Here is a 17512-nt window from a genome sequence, read left to right as displayed (position 1 = left end):
TAGTTACACATATTTTCTTTCTGTAACTCAATCTTGAGAATTGTAGCACTTTCAGGCTAGCGAAACGCTTCGGTGAATGGAAAGATGCCTGTCAGATACATAAAGACACCAAACTCTCATCAATAGTTCCGGAAATATTTATTGACAGAATTTATTGACGGCAGTGGCGAGTGTCATAAAAAAACCAATGAGGGTAATAAATAATGATGAAGCGCAATATTCTGGCAGTGGTAATCCCTGCCCTGCTGGTAGCCGGTGCAGCGAACGCTGCAGAAATCTATAACAAGAACGGCAACAAACTGGACTTCTACGGTAAAGTTAACGCCGAGCACGATTTCGTGACCTCCGGCGATGACACTAACAATAACGACGCTACCTACGCGCAGATCGGTTTCAAAGGCGAAACTCAGATCAACGACCAGCTGACCGGTTACGGCCAGTGGGAATACCGCTTCATGGCTAACCAGGCTGAGAACACCGCTCAGTCTAACAAAAACCGTCTGGCCTTTGCTGGTCTGAAAGCGGGCGACGCTGGCAGCATCGACTACGGTCGTAACTACGGTATCGTATACGACGTTGAGTCATACACCGATATGGCGCCGTCCTTCTCCGGTATGACCTGGGGCGGTAACTACGTTGATAACTTTATGACCAGCCGCAGCACCGGCCTGCTGACCTACCGTAACAGCGATTTCTTCGGTCTGGTTGACGGTCTGAGCCTGGGCGTACAGTACCAGGGTAAAAATGACCGTGCTGACGTTAAAACCTCTAACGGTGACGGCGTAGGTTACTCCCTGGGTTACGACTTCGGCGAAGGCTTCGGTGCAATCGCATCTTACAGCAACGCTAACCGTACTCTGAACCAGAAAGCTGATGGCCAGGGTGACAAAGCTGAAGCATGGGGTGTTGGTCTGAAATACGACGCTAACAACCTCTACCTGGCAACTACCTATGCAGAAACCCGTAACACCACCCGTACCGGTTCTAGCGGTGATGCAGGTTTTGCTAACAAAACTCAGAACTTCGAAGTGGTTGCTCAGTACCAGTTCGACTTCGGCCTGCGTCCAGCAATCTCCTACGTGCAGACCAAGGGTAAAGACCTGGTTGGCGTAACCAATGCTAACGGCACCTTCTCAGGCGGCGATGCAGACCTGGCTAAATTCATCCAGGTTGGCGCGACTTACTACTTCAACAAAAACTTCAACGTGTGGGCTGACTACTACATCAACCTGCTGGACAAAGACACCGACTACGCGAAAGTGGTTGGCGGCCTGAACGGCAACGACGATATGGCTGCTGTGGGTGTAACCTACCAGTTCTAATCAGAACACCACTTTGTTATATGCATAATGAACAGGGCTTCGGCCCTGTTTTTTTTATGCCTGACAGAAAATAATGGCGACTTTTGAAAAGCCGCACGCTTTTCGTCGCAAACGGTTGGCATTTTGTAAATCTACCGTTAACCTGATAGCGGATTTCACTTCTGTAATCACAATGGAACTTCGTCATGTTTGAGAACATTACCGCCGCTCCTGCCGACCCTATTCTGGGCCTGGCCGATCTGTTTCGTGCCGACGACCGCCCTGGCAAAATCAACCTGGGTATTGGTGTATATAAAGATGAAACCGGCAAAACTCCGGTACTGACCAGCGTTAAGAAAGCTGAGCAGTATCTGCTGGAAAATGAAACCACCAAAAACTACCTCGGTATTGATGGTATCCCTGAATTTGGTCGCTGCACCCAGGAGCTGCTGTTCGGTAAAGGCAGCGCAATTGTGAGTGACAAACGTGCCCGCACAGCACAGACCCCTGGCGGTACCGGCGCGCTGCGCGTGGCGGCGGATTTCCTTGCGAAAAACACCTCTGTGAAGCGCGTATGGGTGAGCAATCCAAGCTGGCCGAACCATAAGAGTGTCTTTAACTCTGCGGGCCTGGAAGTGCGTGAATATGCTTACTACGACGCGGCCAATCACTCTCTGGACTTTGACGGCCTGCTGGCAAGCCTGAGCGAAGCGCAGGCGGGTGACGTGGTGCTGTTCCACGGCTGCTGCCACAACCCAACCGGTATCGATCCAACGCTTGAGCAATGGGAACACCTGGCGAAGCTCTCCGTTGAGAAAGGCTGGCTGCCGCTGTTTGACTTTGCTTACCAGGGCTTCGCCCGCGGCCTGGAAGAAGATGCCGAAGGCCTGCGTGCGTTCGCAGCCGTGCATCAGGAGCTGATCGTTGCAAGCTCCTACTCCAAGAACTTTGGTCTGTACAATGAGCGTGTAGGCGCCTGTACGCTGGTTGCGGCTAACGATGAGACCGTCGATCGCGCGTTTAGCCAGATGAAATCCGTTATCCGCGCAAACTACTCTAACCCGCCGGCACACGGTGCGTCTGTTGTTGCGACCATTCTGAGCAACGATGCGCTGCGCGCGATTTGGGAACAAGAGCTGAACGATATGCGTCAGCGTATCCAGCGCATGCGCCTGCTGTTTGTGAACACCCTGGCTGAGAAAGGCGCTGACCGCGACTTCAGCTTCATCATCAAACAGAACGGTATGTTCTCGTTCAGCGGCCTGACCAAAGAGCAGGTTCTGCGTCTGCGTGAAGAGTTTGGCGTATACGCCGTAGCCTCTGGCCGCGTAAACGTTGCAGGCATGACCCCTGACAACATGGCGCCACTGTGCGAAGCGATTGTCGCCGTCCTGTAATTTGCGCCCACAAAAAAGCCTGCGTTAAGCAGGCTTTTTTTATGCTGGTTACCAGACAGGCATTTCATCCTGAAGGAACGGGTTATTGAGCCGTTCATAGCCCAGCGTCGACATCGGACCGTGTCCAGGGATAAACGTTACGTCATCACCCAGCGGCAATAACTTCTGTTTGATCGACTGAATCAGCTGCCCGTGATCGCCGCGCGGAAAATCGCTGCGTCCTACGCCACCTTTGAAAATCACATCGCCGGAAATCAGCAGACGGGACTGGTCGTCAAAGAAGACGATATGGCCTGGCGTATGCCCAGGACAATGCAACACCTGTAAAGTCACATTCCCTACGTTAACGCGCTCTCCTTCGTTCAGCCAGCGATCGGGCGTCAATGGCAGACACTCATCAAGGCCAAACATGCGGCTTTGGGCGGGTAACCCCTGCAGCCAGAACTCATCTTCTTTTTCCGGGCCAATAATCGGCACACCGTAGTGTTTAGCCAGTTCAGCCGCTGCGCCTACGTGGTCGAGGTGACCATGCGTCAGTAAAATCTGCATCAGCGTCACGCCGCTGTCGGCAACGTCCTGCTTGATTTTCTCAGCGTCACCGCCGGGATCGACAAGCGCGGCCAGTTTGGTTTGCTCGCACCAGATTAATGAACAGTTCTGGGAGAACGCGGTAACCGGAATAATACGATAGTTCATACTGCTCCTGTGTTTCGTTATTACCAGTGCCGAACCGGCCCGGTATCAATATGCACAAAGTTGCTACGTGGGTAATATCCTACACCACCCGCGCGCATAGATAACGCGGCTTTGCGAATATTGGCTAACGAAACGCCTTCAATGTGGAAATCCATTGCCTGTCCCTTCGTGTGGTAGCTTTTTTTCGCTACCCCACGGCTATGGGCGCGCAGTTCATTGTTGGTATCAATCGAGCGATAACCAGAAATAAGCTGCACCGGCTTGCTGGTGCCCAGCAGGCCCTGAAGGCGGAAAAGCTGATCAAACAGTCCTGGGTCGATGGCTTTTACTTTATTCGCGCGGAAATCACGGAAAAAATGGTTGAGTCTTGCTAATTCATCCTGAATATAGCCTCTGCCATCGAAAAACTCCGCTTTTAGCGACTCACCGGTGTGAAGATTGCTGAGCGTTAAAACGCGCGGACGAGGTGTCGAGAGGGTGGCAAATGCTGGCGTCGGTAAGATGGCCGCTGCGCCAAGCGCAACACCACCTAACGCCAGCAGCTTGCGGCGATTAGCGTCAAATTTGTCCATGATAATCAGGTCTACAGGTCAAGGAAATCGTAATATGCTTAGCGCACGAAGGGCACCTTAACTGGCAAAACAGGGTACGTCAAGGCGCCCAACCCCAGTGAATACGCGGCTTACAGCGATATTGGCCCCGATTCACCATAACTTACGACAATCATTTTTCCCGAACTACTTCATTTACCTGATTAATTGTTCCGCTTTTGGCAAAATTTGTGCGCCGGATCGCGCGGTGAGATCATAATTGTAAATATCTGTACGGTACTGAGTGCGACCGTCTTCACCCACAAACGCTGTCAGATAATAAAGATTAACCGGAATGTTGTGGCGAATATTCACGTAGCGCGTATCACCCTGCTTCAGGGCGTCAGAAATACGCGTATCGTTCCAGCCCGCATCCTGCAGCAGCATGTTGGCCAACTCCGAGGCTTTATTCACGCGCACGCAGCCTGAACTCAGTGCCCGGGTATCTTTCTGGAACAGATTGTGGTTCGGCGTATCGTGCAAATAGATAGCATCTGAACTTGGCATGTTGAATTTGTAGCGCCCCAGCGAGTTATGCGCTCCGGGAGCCTGCTGGAAGCGGAACGGCAGGTTGGAGGCCGTGATCGTCGACCAGTCAACCATGTAAGGATCGATCGCCTCTTTACTGTTCCAGCCACGCATGACCGTATAGCCGTGACGTTCCAGATAACCCGGATCGTTCCAGACCTTAGGCAGAATGTCCTTACGCGCCAGCGTCGGCGGCACGTTCCACGGCGGGTTAACTACCACATTATTTAACGCACTGCTCATCATCGGCGTTTTGCGATCCGGACGCCCGACAATCACGCGCGAGGCCAGCTTCTCGCTACCATCCTGATAATAAACCAGTGAATAGGCCGGGATATTGACCATAATGCCGGTAGACAGCGTGCCCGGCAGCAAACGCAAACGCTGAATATTAAGCGCCAGCACCCCGGCCCGCTGCGCAGGCGATACGTTAAGCCAGTCACGCGTTGAGGATCCAATGACACCATCGGCTCCCAGCCCCTGAGCGGCCTGGAACTGTTTAACCGCGGCGACCAGCTCACGATCGTAAGCCTCGGGCTTATTGCGCAGGGTAGTGGCCTTGTTCTCTTTTACGGGCGCTGACGGGCTGACCACCGCGCTTTGCGGATCGTCGCCCGGCAGGGCAATCTTCGGCCCGCCATCAAGAATACCGGAGCGTTTAAGGATCTCGCGCAGGGCTGGCACATCGCTGCTCCACTGACCCGGACGCAGCGTTGCGGTCCCCCGCATTTGCGGCCATGGACGCGAGTCCCCCACCAGCGCGAGGAGCGACTGGTGCATCGTGGCATACTGTGGATGCGCCGGCGCGAGGCTGGCAATGAAGCGCGGCAGGTCGCCGTTATCCAGCGCTAATTGCCACTGGTTAATCACCGACAGGGCTGGCGTCGCCAGCTTATAGGGCCTATCGCTGTACAGCCAGCGGTTGCCATTGACCGGAATACCCGCCACAAACTGCAGGTAGCCCATCATGGCATCGGAAAGGACCACGTCCCGCGCCTGACCGGTGACGGCAGGATCGGTTAACAGCTCAACCCACTTCGTAAACTGCGGCTGGAATCCCGCAATCGCCACTTCCGCCAGCTGTTGCTGGAAGGCGCGCACGGCTTCACGATTTTCCCACATGGGTTTCATATCGCGGGCAGCATAAAGCAGCGTGAGCTGATTGATATAGGCAGGCGTGTAGCCTGAAGGCAGGCCTGTCTGGAGCTGCTGGCTGAGCGATTCAACGTCGATGCCTTCCGGCAGCGGCTTAATCCCGGCCATGATGGCCGTTGCCGTAGACTGTTCCAGCGGCTGAGACAATGACGTCGGCTGCGCGCCTGTCGTTGCGGTGCTGTCAGTCGGCACAATTTCAGGCTCGTCGGCCTGGGCGGTTAACAGTGGAGCAAACATCACTGCCAGACATAAACTCAGCGCTGACAGCTGACGACCACATTCTTTCTTTAGCAACATCCCTTGCCCCCTGTTTTCACGACATGCCCATCACGGTGGGGCTTTATTTTATTATAGGTAGACGACAACTCTGTTGCCTTACCTTATGTAAAGAAGTTTAAAGATAACGCAGCCCTGAACACAAGTTAAGAGAATAAAAAAAGCGGCGCTTCTGCGCCGCTCTTTGTAACAAAACGCCTCAGGAAGCGTCCGCCGTGGTTTCCGGCAATGATTCCGGCGGCTGCGGCGCAAAGCCACGCAGCCCTACAACGTGCACGTGTTCGCTGTTCTGGAACACTTTACGCACCAGCTTATAGGTGGTGCCTTTTTCAGGGCTGATGTTTTCCGGTGCCGCAATGATGAGCTGCATATCGAGACGTTCGCAAAGCTCAAACAGCGTGGCAATCGAGCGGGCATCAAGACGCGCCGCTTCATCGAGGAACAGCAGTCGGCATGGGGAGATGTCTTTCCCGCGCAGGCGGCGCGCTTCATCTTCCCAGCTCTGCACCACCATCACCAGAATCGACATCCCGGTACCAATCGCTTCACCGGTCGACAGCGCTCCGGATTCCGCACGCAGCCAGCCGTCTGAACCACGGTTTACCTCAACTTCCATTTCCAGGTAGTTACGATAGTCCAGCAGCTCTTCACCGATGGTTTGCGGCGTACGCTGGCCCATATCAATCTGCGGATTCAGGCGCTGATACAGCTTCGCCAGCGCTTCGGAGAAGGTCAGACGGTTGCTGTTGAACAGATCCTGATGCTGCTCGTGCTGCTCAGAGAGCACTTCCAGCAGCGTCGCGTGGGCTTCACGCACGTTGACGTTAAGACGCACGCTGTTGACCTGACCAAACGAGACGCTCTGCAGCCCCTGGTTCAGCTGGCGGATACGGTTCTGCTCGCGCTGAATGGTTTTGCGAATGATATTCGCAACGCTGCGGGAGCTGATCGCCAGCTTCTGCTCGCGGGAGGTCAGCTCTTCCGTCAGGCGACCCAGCTCAATTTCCATCTGTTCGATGGCTTCGACCGGATCGTCGGTACGGATAATGTCCTGACGAATACGCTCGCGCAGGTGCTGATAAACCGCAACGAAGAACTGAATTTTACGTTCAGGACGTTTCGGATCCTCTGACATGCGCAGCACATCGCGCAGGTGTTCGTTATCCGCCACCGCCAGACGCAGCGCACCCAGCGCCTTATCCGACATCGAACGCAGCTCATCGGCAGAAAGGTATGCCAGCTCGCGACGGTGCAGGCGACGTTCAACGTTGTTGTCTTTCACCATCCGCATCACGGCGCACCAGCCCGCTTTCGCCGTCACGACCTGCTCGCGCATTTCATGATAGTCGCGCTCCAGCTTGCGCAGGCGGCGGGTCAGGTTATCCATTTCCGCTTCGCAGAAGGTGAGCGCTTTTTCAAGCTGATTACGACGCGCGCGGTTATTGCTGAGCTGGCTATGCAGCTCATCACGACGAATGCGCGCGCGCTCTTCCGCCCCGCTGTCGGCACGAACGCCAATGTCCTGCAGCTCTTTCTGCAGGTCGTTTAACAGCTCTTTCTTGGTGTCGAAGGAGCTTTTCAGCGAGGCCAGCACCTGGTTGTACTGGTTCAACTGAGCGGAGTGGCTGCGCATCGCTTCGCGAGCGCGGGTACGTTCCGCTTCCGCCTGCTCAAGGCGCTGGCGCAGTTTTTCATTCAGGTCGCTGTTACCGCTCAGCATTTCAGCCGAATCGGAGTAGCCGAAGTGCGCACGACGCTGCACCACTTCCGTCAGGGCAAACGCCTGCTGACGCGCTTCGCGCTGCACCTGCTGCGACCAGGCGTAATCTTCTTTTAACTGCTCGAACTGTTCCGGGTCGCTCTGCAGTACAGACACGACGGGCTCCAGCTTCGCCAGCTGGTTGCCGTGCTGCTGCACGAAGCGCGCGGCTTCCTGGGCTTCATCCAGACGTTCCTGGATCTCATCCACGCGGTCGGCCAGCGTGTCATCTGCCAGCAGGCTCAGGCGCGGCAGAATGCGGTTAAGGGCAGCGACGCCCTCTTTCGCCTGTTCGAACTGGACGCGGCTCTGCTGGTTGTCACTTTCATGACTGGCAATCGCGCGCTCCAGCTCGCCACGGCGGGTGTTGAGCTTGCGGATTTCCGCTTCCGGGTCGGCTTCAAACGCCACGCCCAGATGGCTGCCGATAAAGCGGCTGAACGCCTGGTGCAGACGCTGGGTTTTCTGTACGTCAAACGACAAAGTAGCAAAGCGTTCAGACAGCGTTTCACGCTCGGCGTGGAGGCTCTCGATGCGGCTTTCGCGCGCGGCGCGGCCAAACAGCGGCAGCTCCGGGAAGCGGGAGTAACGCCACTGGCGATCGGCGATTTTCACCACCACCGCTTTTTCCAGCTCGTCAACGCTGAAGACGCTGTCATCGAACGACTGCGGATCCCCTTCGATCAGATAGAGATCTTCCGGGCAATCTTCCAGCCCTGCGAGCTGCTCAGAAATCAGCGACAGATCCGGCACCACAATTGCGTTGCGGGATGGACCGTACAGCGCGGAGAAGTACGGCGCATCGTCCAGGCCAACGTCATCGTAAATCTCAGACAGCAGTACGCCGCCAAAACGCTCGGCTAAGGTGTTCAGACGCGGATCTTCTGACCCGCCCGGCTGGCTTAAGCGCTCGATTTCTTCATCGACGTCACGCTTGCGGGCACCCACTTCGTCACGTTCAACAATGGCTTCGCGCTCGCGCTCCAGCAGCTGTTGCAGGTATTCGGTCACCTGCTGGCTGGATTCGAACTGCTCGCCGCACTGTTCGCTGAGCTGGTTCAGGCTGCTTTGCGCTGCCAGCCAGACCGGCGCACGCTGCAAAAGCGCCTTCGAACGGGACTGAAGCTGCTCCAGCTCCTGACGCAGCGTCATACGCTGTTCGCTGGCATTTGATACGGTATCGGACAGGGCCGCAATACGCGCTTCCAACTCCTGATGCAGGGCCTCAAGCTCGTCGAAATCGTAATGTTTACCCTGACGCTTGCAGAACTCGGCCAGCAGACGTTCGGCTTCCTGCTGCTCGCGCAGGCGCTGTTCCAGCTCGTTCAGGCGCATACGCAGCGGCTGCACCTGCTCGGCCAGATGGCGCTGGTTGACGCCGTCGCGCAGCAGTTCACGGGCAACGTCCCAGGCTTCGCTACGCGCCAGCGGGCCGTTAATCGCAACTACCAGCTGATAAGCCTGTTCAAACTGGCTGTGCGCCGTTTGCGCGACGCTCATTTTCTGTTCAAGCGAGAGCAGTTTCTCGGTGGCTTCCTGCTCTTTGGCCTGGAAGGTGTCCAGCCACTCGTCGGCACTTTCCGGCGTCAGGTCTGGCAGATGGCACAGCTCTTTCGCACGCTGTAGCGCCTGTAGCGCCTGGTTGTACTGAATCGCACGCGTCTGCTGCACGTCCAGCGCCTGCTGGTAATCCGCAAGCTGGCTTTTCAGCTCGTCCACTTCCAGCTCGGCGGCCTCGGCGCGGGCTTCGTTCTCTTCCTGCATCTCGGCGGCTTCGGCCACCACTTCATTCTGCTCTTCGAGACGAATTTGCAGCTCATCGAGGTCCGCTTCGTAGCGTTCGATCTTTTCCTGCTGACGCAGCGCGGTCTGCACCAGGTTCAGGTGATCGCTGGCGGCCTGGTAGTCGGCTTCCAGGTCGCCTTCGGCACCGTTGTGCTCACCCAGCTCGCGCGCCATTTCGACGTGCTTGTACTGCTCGGCCACCAGTTGTTTACGGGAGGTAAACAGCTCGCGGCGATATTCTAATGCCTGATCGAGATGGACGCGGCGCTCGTTGGCGTGGCGCATATAGTCCGCCGCCACGTAGTTGGTCGCTTCGCTGATCAGGTGTTTAAACAGGTCGCGGTCAGACTGGGTAACGCGAATCGCTTCCAGCGTCATGCGGTTTTCACGCAGTGCCGCCTCCATGTCCTGGAAGGCCTTACGCACGCCGCTGTTTTCCGGCAGCAGGTAGTCACGCAGGGAACGGGTAATGGCGCTGGAGATACCGCCGTACAGGGAGGCTTCAATCAGACGGTAATATTTACTACGGTCTGAAGCGGTGCGCAGACGGCGCGCCACCACGCCCAGATCGAACATCAGGGAGTGGTAGTCGGTAATGGAGTTGAACTGCTTAAACTGCACCCCTTCGATGGCTTCAAGCTTGTCCTTCAGCTCCTGCAGCGTCAGGACGCGCGCCTGGCGTTCATTCAGCGTTTCCGTCAGCAGCGCGGTCGGCTGTACGGAGGTTGGCAGCCCCTGAATGGCGAACGGTTTGATATCCACTTTACGGTCGCGGCCGGCAACCTGTTGCAGACGTACGCCCACCACCACGCGCTGGTGACGGGAGTTGATGACGTCCAGCACGGAATAACAGACGCCCGCTTTCAGCTTACCGTGCAGGCCTTTATCGCGGGAGCCGCTTGTCGCGCCCGCTTCGGTGGTGTTACGGAAGTGAAGCAGCGTCAGGTCGGGGATCAGCGCCGTTACAAAAGCCGCCATGGTGGTGGATTTACCCGCCCCGTTACCACCGGAGAGCGTCGTGACCAGCTCATCCAGATCGAAGGTTCGGGCAAAGAAGCCGTTCCAGTTAATCAGCGTCAGTGAGCGAAATTTACCGCGTTCAATCATTACTCTTCCTCCCCGCTATCCGGCAGATTCTCTTCATGCTCATCATTGAGCTGCAAATGGTTTTCCACCGGCATCGCTTCACCGTCGCGGATCATGCGAAGCTGCGCTTCACGCGCATCATCGCCCGCACGCACGTCGGCGCCGAAGCGGAAGACCGATTCCGTGATGCGGAATTTGCTGCTGTCGTGGCCCATAAACCAGACCATCCCCAGACGGCGCAGACGGTTCAGGGAAGAGCGAACCTTTTCCTGTAATTTCTGACGGTCAAGATCCGACCCCGTCGAACGGTTATTCACCAGCTTAAGCAGCTTGCTCTCATCCGCCAGCGTCAGCAGTTCATCGTACAGCTCCTGCTGGGTGAAGATGCCTTCATTTGCCAGGCGTTCCGGGCTGAGGTAGAGATAGCAAAGAATTTTGCCAACCATCATGTCCAGCTCGGAGAGCACGGAGCGCGGGATCAGGGTCGTGGAACGCGGGCGCAGATAGAAAAAGCCTTCCGGCGCGCGGATAAGCTCCACGTTATAGCGGGCGTAAAACTCTTCCAGGTACTCCTGGAAGTCCATCAAAAAGGCGTGATTATCCAGCTCGTCCAGGCCAATGTGACGACCGGCACGCAGCTGGCTGTCCAGCGCCGGAAATAACGGATTCGCCAGCGCCTGTGCCAGCTTAACTGGCATCACTTGTTCAATATTTGTCAATGACATGCGCCTGTACCTTGGCTCCGTAATCGTTAATTGGCTGCCACTTCGGCGGCAGTCCGGTGAAGTCTGCTTGCGCGATACCCAGGCGCACCGCCTGGTCTACCACAATGCGGGCAACGTCGAAGTGGCGCGCGCGCGGATATTGCGCCAGATAGTCGCGCACCACGAGCCCAAGATCCAGCGGCGCTTGTCTGGTTTTGTAGACGGCGAGCTGTTCTTCGATCATCGCCGCAAGTTGCTCACGAATTTCGTTGAATTCTTCGTACTCCAGATCCGGCGGCAGTTCACCGGTGACCTCTTCATCGCGCAGCGCCATCTCTTCGTCGCGCATATCCAACAGACGATCGGCATTGGCATAGGTCAGCGCCCACGGTGCATCAAAGTAGGTCTGTACCGACTGACGAAGACGCTGAGCAAAGACGCGGTTTTTATCCATATCAATCGCGGTACGGATAAATTTATGCACGTGGCGGTCATAGCCGATCCACAGATCGATCGACTGCTGGCCCCAGCTGATAATGCGGTCAAGTTTGCTCTGCAGATCAAACACCAGACGGTCGATAAAATGCAGATCGTCGTGCGCCAGGGTCGCGTCCTGGATGCGCAGCAGGTTGGCCTGCAGCTTGTCCCCTGCGGCCTCCAGCGTATCCTGCAGCTCACGCAGCGTACCGGAGGTTTCTGACAACAAAAGTTCACAGCTGGAAATGGCCGCACGCCAGTCCTTGTTCAGCAGCTGCGCGATATCGTCTTTCACCTGCTGCTGCTGCTCGTCCATCAGACGCTGAGTGAGATCGATACTGTCGAAAATCTCGGCCACCGAGTATTTCAGCGGCGCGTAAACGTTGCGGTGCCAGTGGAATTCGTCACCGTTTTCATCGGCTGCGTCGGCGGCACGTTTAAGCTCACCCGCCACGATCGAGAGCTGCATGGAGAGACGCAGCGTGGAAAATTCGCGCTGGCGAATGTAGTAGTCGGTGATGCCGATGCCCAGCGGCGTCAGGCGATAGATGGCGTTTCCTTCCGCCTGCTCGCTGGTAAAGCGGTTCAGCAGACGTTGACGCACCATATCGTTGATTGCGTTATTGGCACGCACGCTAATGGTTTCGCTGGTTTGCTCAAACGCATCACTGACGTGGCGGAACGCATCCACCAGTTCACCCTCGCTCATTTCACCATCCAGCCGTTCGCCGTTCAGCGTGGCAACCGCCAGCAGGAAAGAGAGTCTGTCTACCGGCAGCGAGATGGAGAAATCGTTTTTCCTGGCCCAGGCAACCAGTTCGGGGACTGTCTGGGAAAATTCACTCATAGGTTATCCTTGCATCTGCGGCTTGTGCGCGGTGACGTGAATATAGCGGCCAAGGCTGACGAACGGCTCCTGGCGGCAATACCGCGTTTCTAATTCTGTTAAGGTGTCAAAACAGTCACGCTGTTTGTGTTTTTCACGCAGATAATCATGAAACACCCTGACGCCCGTCTTCCCGACGATCTGCCAGCCAATCTCTTCCAGCCAGCCGTAAACCTGCTGCGGATCGCGCGGATAGTCCGGGGAAAGCGTGCGTTTTTTCTTTTTCGGCATCCCGACCTGAACATAGTCGAAGTTCCCTGCCACCATGTTGTGCATCAGGAAGCCGTTAGCATTGTAGAACATCAGCGACAGCGTACCGCCCGGACGTAACATTGACCACAGGGTTTGTAACACGCTTTGCGGATCGGCAACCCACTCCAGCACCGCATGAAACAATATCAGATCAACCTGGGTTTCCAAATGCTGCGCGATGTCCTGAGCGGCGCATTGTATAAAATGCATGTTGTCGCTCACACCTTTCTCTTCTGCCGCACGCGTCGCGCGGGCGACCATTTCAGCAGAAAGATCGCAAAGCGTGACGTGATGACCGCGTTCAGCCATTTTTATCGCCGTCTGCCCTTCACCACCTCCGGCGTCCAGCACGCGCAACGTTTGGCCGCCAAAGCCCGCCAGAATGGTATCCAGATCCTGCCAGAGGATCGTCTGACGGAGCTGCCCTTTCGTGGTGCCATAAATGTTGCGCGAAAACTTTTCCGCGATGTCATCAAAATTGCGATCCCGCATTGGGAGAATTCCACTCGCTAACTGCAAAACCGCTATTTTGTCACACCCGCGCGGAGAATGAACCTCTCTGGTGTAATATCACCGGTAATCATCTGCTGTATGGTCAAAAAAGGAACCAAAAAGGATGCTTTTTACCCTTAAGAAATATGTTGGAGGGATGATGCTTCCCCTTCCGCTGCTGCTTATCATCATCGCGCTGGGGCTGGCGCTGGTGTGGTTTAGTCGCTTTCAGAAGAGTGGCAAAACGCTTATTACGTTCGGCTGGCTGGTCCTGCTGCTGCTGAGCCTGCAGCCGGTGGCGGATGGACTGCTGCGCCCCATCGAAAACAAGTACCCTACGTGGCAGGGAAACCAGAAAGTTGATTACATCGTTGTGCTGGGCGGCGGGTATACCTGGGACCCTGACTGGGCCCCCAGTTCGAACCTGATCAACAACAGCCTGCCACGGCTAAACGAAGGTATTCGCCTGTGGCTGGCGAATCCGGGATCAAAAATGATCTTCACCGGCGCAGCGGCCAAAACCAACCCGGTGAGTACGGCTGAAGCGGGGGCCAGAATCGCGGAATCGCTCGGCGTACCGCGTTCCTCTATCATCACGCTGGACAGCCCAAAGGATACCGAGGAAGAGGCTGCCGCGGTGAAGCAGGCGATTGGCGATGTTCCGTTCTTACTGGTGACCTCCGCCTCGCACCTGCCAAGAGCGATGATTTTCTTCGAGAAGCAAGGTTTGCACCCGCTTCCCGCACCGGCAAACCAGATGGCCATCAGCGCGCCGCTCAACCCATGGGAACGGGTGATCCCCTCTCCGATGTGGTTGATGCATAGCGATCGCGTCGGCTACGAGACGCTCGGACGCCTCTGGCAGTGGCTGAAAGGCTCGTCAGGCGAGCCAGGGCAAGAGTGATTTAGCCGCCAGATCGAAGTTGGCGCGATTGAAACGTCCGGTGTTGACCAGCTGCGCCACTTCGTCCCAGAGCAAATAAAGCCAGCGACGCCAGAGAAACGCCTCTGCAACGGGCGCGCGTTGAAGGTAGTGCCACAGTAAACCTTCCGCCGCCCCGCTGTCGCTGAGCCTGAACAGCTCATATTCCCGCGGTGCCCAGAGCATGATCCCCGGCCCTAGCATCGCCAGGAGCTGATCGCTGCGGGAGTCTTTGAGCATACTGCGCAGAGTAAAATTGCCGTGGATCAGCACGCAGTTGTCGTTAAAGCCGTCGAACAGCGCCGGTAAGCACTCGCGGGTGCGAAACAGAATACGTTTGTCCTGCATGGTCAAGCCGGTATTGTTGAACTGGTTAAGCGTCCCCCACAGCACTTCCACCCGCTGGCGATACCACAGCGGCCACAGGTTTTCCTGGGTGCTGTCAACCGGACCAACAAGCCCGCGGCTATCCTGTCGGTGCCAGGCCAGCAGCGCCTCAACAATCTGGTCTTTCAGCTGTTCCCAGCGTTCCGGCGTACGCGCGGGCGCTTCAACCGGCACACCGCGTAAACGCTCAATCAGCAGTACGTCCGGGCCGGGATGTTCCTCGTGGGTCATCACGCCGTACACGGTCGGCATACGGACGGTTCCCTCCCGTGCCAGCATCGACATTTTCCAGGCAAGCTGCCTGGCCACGCCCGGTGACGAGAAGCTTCGTGCCATCAGCGGCATCGGGTTGCCCTGGCCGTCATACAACGACCAGAGCGCGGTATCGACCTTTTCACTCACGCATTCGACCCGGCTTAACTTCTCACCCAGCAGATGGCTAAGTTCGGCACGCAGCTGTTCCATATGATATTACCCCCATTAAGACTACTGCTTTTATAATGAGCGCACAGCGTAAAGATGTCACCCGGAAGAGATCAATTAGGGTAAAGAAAGAGGAATTTGCGGGGAGAGGACATCCCTCCGAAAGGAGGGATGCAGGCGGGATTAGCGCAACTCGGCGCGGACGCGCTCAAGATCTTCCGGCGTATCAACGCCCGTTCCCGGTACTTCGCGGGCAACGGCAACGTGGATTTTTTCGCCATACCAGAGCACGCGAAGCTGCTCCAGCATTTCGATATGCTCCAGCGGGCTCGGCGCCCAGGCTACATAGCGGCGAATAAAGCCGGCGCGATAGCCGTAGATCCCAATATGACGCAGGAAAGAATCACCGATGGTCTCTTTAGAGAGCGCAAAGCGATCGCGATCCCACGGAATCGTAGCGCGGGAGAAATAGAGCGCATAGCCTTCGGCATCCATCACCACCTTCACCGCATTCGGATTGAATACCTCTTCAGCGTGGTGAATAGGCACCGCGAGCGTCGCCATACCGACCTGACGCTGCGCCAGGTTTTCCGCCACCTGACGGATAATAACGGCCGGGATCATCGGCTCGTCGCCCTGCACGTTTACGATGACCGTATCGTCACTGAAACCACATTTCTCAACCACTTCAGCCAGACGCTCGGTGCCGGACTGGTGATCGGCGCGGGTCATGCACACCTCACCGCCTGCGGCCTCAACCGCACGGGCGACATCAGGATGATCGGTTGCAACGATAATGCGGTCGGCACCGGACTCACGCGCCCGCTCAAGGACATGCACAATCATCGGCTTGCCGTTGATATCTACCAGCGGTTTACCCGGCAGACGCGTTGAGGCATAACGTGCAGGAATAATGACAACAAAACTCATGGTTTGCTCTCTTCTGCCACCAGGGAACGGGCTTCATTTTCCAGCAGTACCGGAATGCCGTCACGCAGCGGGAAGGCCAGACTGTCCAGCTTGCAGATCAGCTCCTGTTTGTCCTGGCTGTAGTAAAGTTTGCCGTTGCATACCGGGCAGGCAATAATTTCAAGTAAACGGTGATCCATAGTTCCTCCGTATGGGTAATCGCTAAAGCTTAACACATTCCCTTTTCAGGGCGTGCCTGTTTCCCAGCCACTTCGACAGGATGTGAATAACCCGTCAGGTACCCGGCCAAGCGTTACGTCGCGAGCCTCCTGCCAGCGCGCGAACTCGCTAATGGCGGACGATAACCCTTTTTCCAGGCTCGCCGTGCCCCTGATGCCTTCTTGCAGATAAAGGGCAATGACTTCAAGCGTGCCGGTCTTGCGGTGCATTTTGGCATCCATGCGCCCGACCAGTTGTCCCTTGTGCAGCAGCGGTAAAACAAAGTAGCCGTATTGCCGCTTTGGCGCCGGGGTATAGCATTCCAGCCGGTAGCTGAAGTCAAACAGCTGCTCGGCGCGTTTTCTGTCCCAAACCACCGGATCGAAAGGTGACAACACCGCGCTGTGGGTCGCCCGGAGTTTCCCCTCCAGAGCCTCGGGCAGCAGAGGGACAAGATCCGCATGCAGCCACATTTCTCCCAGCGTTTCCACCATAACGGGAATAACTCGCTGTTCACGCTGCCACATCTCCAGCAGAGGCTTCAGCGCAGGCTGACGGAGGCGGTAATAGTCTGCCAGCCATTGCGGACGGAAAATGCCCAGGCTGCGGGCGCTGTTCTCCAGCATGATGGCCTCGGCCACCTCCTGGGTAAGCAGATCCCGCTCGTCGTCCCAGTGAGGCATCACGCGATGCGTCAGATCATAAACGCGCTGAAAATTACGCCGTTCAATGACCATGACTTTGCCTGACGTGAACAACCCTTCAAGATGACGCTTGTGCGGCTTCCACTCCCACCATCCGCCTGCACCTTTGCGCGGATGTTCAAAATCGGCGGATCGAACGGGGCCGTTTTCCTGAATATGGCTGATAAGCTGCTCTATTTCAGCCTCATGCTCCTCCATCCACGCCTGCCGGTATTTCCATCCCATCTTTTCCGGAGCAAGCATACGGTGACGCACCAGGGCGAAATCGCTACGGGGCAGGAAGCAGGCTTCGTGAGCCCAGTACTCCATCAGCTCCCCTTTGGAGAGCGCCTCATCCAGCCACTGCGGAGGATAACTCCCCAGGCGGCTAAATAGCACCAGGTAAGGGCTACGGGCGATAATGTTAATGGTGTCGATTTGGAGCAGCGACATGCGCTGGACGGTAGAGAGGATATCGGCAGGCTGCGCGCGGCGACGGGGCTTTTTGAGCAGCCCCTGCGCGGCAAGGTGTAAATGACGTGCGGCTGAAAGCGAGAGTTGCGGTAAAGACATGCGTTTTCCTGT

The 17512-nt window shown here is 56.4% G+C and carries 14 protein-coding genes; 3 read left to right on the top strand and 11 right to left on the bottom strand.

What is annotated here, in order from left to right:
- Positions 1-203: 203 nt before the first annotated feature.
- Both IM284_RS01635 and aspC read left to right on the top strand, forming a co-directional pair.
- Positions 204-1322 carry a porin gene (locus tag IM284_RS01635; protein ID WP_047368220.1) on the top strand — a complete coding sequence of 373 codons (1119 nt, stop codon included), beginning with the start codon at positions 204-206 and terminating at the stop codon, positions 1320-1322.
- 185 nt (positions 1323-1507) lie between these two features.
- Complete coding sequence (gene aspC / locus IM284_RS01630; RefSeq protein WP_008499949.1) at positions 1508-2698, top strand: aspartate transaminase; 1191 nt, start codon at positions 1508-1510, stop codon at positions 2696-2698.
- A 48-nt stretch (positions 2699-2746) separates the two neighbouring features.
- Here the strand turns inward: aspC and IM284_RS01625 are convergent, their stop codons facing one another.
- From IM284_RS01625 to cmoM, 7 genes are all read right to left on the bottom strand, one after another.
- The gene (locus tag IM284_RS01625) at positions 2747-3394 is read right to left on the bottom strand and encodes an MBL fold metallo-hydrolase (RefSeq protein WP_047368219.1); all 648 of its coding nucleotides are present in this window, start codon (positions 3392-3394) and stop codon (positions 2747-2749) included.
- Between the two features lie 20 nt (positions 3395-3414).
- Positions 3415-3966 (bottom strand): YcbK family protein, encoded by a 552-nt coding sequence (locus IM284_RS01620; RefSeq protein ID WP_028012580.1) that lies wholly within the window; start codon positions 3964-3966, stop codon positions 3415-3417.
- 174 nt (positions 3967-4140) lie between these two features.
- Positions 4141-5964, bottom strand: coding sequence for a L,D-transpeptidase (gene ldtD / locus IM284_RS01615; RefSeq protein ID WP_047368218.1), 1824 nt, complete (start codon positions 5962-5964; stop codon positions 4141-4143).
- A 178-nt stretch (positions 5965-6142) separates the two neighbouring features.
- Entirely contained in the window at positions 6143-10594 is a 4452-nt protein-coding gene (mukB, locus tag IM284_RS01610; protein WP_047368217.1) for a chromosome partition protein MukB, read from the bottom strand.
- Complete coding sequence (gene mukE / locus IM284_RS01605; RefSeq protein WP_008499954.1) at positions 10594-11298, bottom strand: chromosome partition protein MukE; 705 nt, start codon at positions 11296-11298, stop codon at positions 10594-10596. The genes mukB and mukE overlap by 1 nt, the downstream gene beginning before the upstream one ends.
- Positions 11279-12601 carry a chromosome partition protein MukF gene (gene mukF / locus IM284_RS01600; RefSeq protein ID WP_041910621.1) on the bottom strand — a complete coding sequence of 441 codons (1323 nt, stop codon included), beginning with the start codon at positions 12599-12601 and terminating at the stop codon, positions 11279-11281. The genes mukE and mukF overlap by 20 nt, the downstream gene beginning before the upstream one ends.
- Positions 12602-12604: 3 nt before the next feature.
- Positions 12605-13384 (bottom strand): tRNA uridine 5-oxyacetic acid(34) methyltransferase CmoM, encoded by a 780-nt coding sequence (gene cmoM, locus IM284_RS01595; protein ID WP_047368216.1) that lies wholly within the window; start codon positions 13382-13384, stop codon positions 12605-12607.
- A 124-nt stretch (positions 13385-13508) separates the two neighbouring features.
- On the opposite strand from cmoM, the gene elyC reads away from it, so the two are divergent.
- Positions 13509-14288: an envelope biogenesis factor ElyC gene (gene elyC, locus IM284_RS01590; RefSeq protein WP_047368215.1), complete on the top strand. Its 780-nt coding sequence runs from the start codon at positions 13509-13511 to the stop codon at positions 14286-14288.
- Here the strand turns inward: elyC and IM284_RS01585 are convergent.
- The 4 genes from IM284_RS01585 to IM284_RS01570 form a co-directional block, all read right to left on the bottom strand.
- The gene (locus IM284_RS01585; RefSeq protein WP_028012574.1) at positions 14265-15158 is read right to left on the bottom strand and encodes a YcbJ family phosphotransferase; all 894 of its coding nucleotides are present in this window, start codon (positions 15156-15158) and stop codon (positions 14265-14267) included. The two genes, elyC and IM284_RS01585, sit on opposite strands and share 24 nt — an antisense overlap.
- A 141-nt stretch (positions 15159-15299) precedes the next feature.
- Positions 15300-16046 carry a 3-deoxy-manno-octulosonate cytidylyltransferase gene (kdsB, locus tag IM284_RS01580; protein ID WP_047368214.1) on the bottom strand — a complete coding sequence of 249 codons (747 nt, stop codon included), beginning with the start codon at positions 16044-16046 and terminating at the stop codon, positions 15300-15302.
- On the bottom strand, positions 16043-16225 hold the full coding sequence (gene ycaR / locus IM284_RS01575) for a protein YcaR (protein WP_006174474.1): 183 nt from the start codon (positions 16223-16225) through the stop codon (positions 16043-16045). The genes kdsB and ycaR overlap by 4 nt, the downstream gene beginning before the upstream one ends.
- Positions 16226-16270: 45 nt before the next feature.
- On the bottom strand, positions 16271-17500 hold the full coding sequence (locus IM284_RS01570; protein ID WP_193055702.1) for a winged helix-turn-helix domain-containing protein: 1230 nt from the start codon (positions 17498-17500) through the stop codon (positions 16271-16273).
- Between the last annotated feature and the right edge of the window lie 12 nt (positions 17501-17512).

This window comes from Enterobacter cloacae complex sp. P12RS (assembly GCF_014895875.1).
Classification (GTDB): Bacteria; Pseudomonadota; Gammaproteobacteria; order Enterobacterales; family Enterobacteriaceae; genus Enterobacter; species Enterobacter bugandensis.
The sequence above is the reverse complement of the archived record's forward strand: the minus strand, read 5'-3'. Positions and strand labels throughout refer to the sequence as shown.

Excerpts from the sequence above, each read along its gene's own strand:
- mukF (WP_041910621.1), bottom strand. The coding sequence starts at position 12,601 with ATGAGTGAATTTTCCCAGACAGTCCCCGAACTGGTTGCCTGGGCCAGG.
- IM284_RS01635 (WP_047368220.1), top strand. The coding sequence starts at position 204 with ATGATGAAGCGCAATATTCTGGCAGTGGTAATCCCTGCCCTGCTGGTA.
- mukB (WP_047368217.1), bottom strand. The coding sequence starts at position 10,594 with ATGATTGAACGCGGTAAATTTCGCTCACTGACGCTGATTAACTGGAAC.
- IM284_RS01620 (WP_028012580.1), bottom strand. The coding sequence starts at position 3,966 with ATGGACAAATTTGACGCTAATCGCCGCAAGCTGCTGGCGTTAGGTGGT.
- mukE (WP_008499954.1), bottom strand. The coding sequence starts at position 11,298 with ATGTCATTGACAAATATTGAACAAGTGATGCCAGTTAAGCTGGCACAG.
- IM284_RS01570 (WP_193055702.1), bottom strand. The coding sequence starts at position 17,500 with ATGTCTTTACCGCAACTCTCGCTTTCAGCCGCACGTCATTTACACCTT.
- elyC (WP_047368215.1), top strand. The coding sequence starts at position 13,509 with ATGCTTTTTACCCTTAAGAAATATGTTGGAGGGATGATGCTTCCCCTT.
- cmoM (WP_047368216.1), bottom strand. The coding sequence starts at position 13,384 with ATGCGGGATCGCAATTTTGATGACATCGCGGAAAAGTTTTCGCGCAAC.
- IM284_RS01585 (WP_028012574.1), bottom strand. The coding sequence starts at position 15,158 with ATGGAACAGCTGCGTGCCGAACTTAGCCATCTGCTGGGTGAGAAGTTA.
- ldtD (WP_047368218.1), bottom strand. The coding sequence starts at position 5,964 with ATGTTGCTAAAGAAAGAATGTGGTCGTCAGCTGTCAGCGCTGAGTTTA.
- kdsB (WP_047368214.1), bottom strand. The coding sequence starts at position 16,046 with ATGAGTTTTGTTGTCATTATTCCTGCACGTTATGCCTCAACGCGTCTG.
- ycaR (WP_006174474.1), bottom strand. The coding sequence starts at position 16,225 with ATGGATCACCGTTTACTTGAAATTATTGCCTGCCCGGTATGCAACGGC.
- IM284_RS01625 (WP_047368219.1), bottom strand. The coding sequence starts at position 3,394 with ATGAACTATCGTATTATTCCGGTTACCGCGTTCTCCCAGAACTGTTCA.
- aspC (WP_008499949.1), top strand. The coding sequence starts at position 1,508 with ATGTTTGAGAACATTACCGCCGCTCCTGCCGACCCTATTCTGGGCCTG.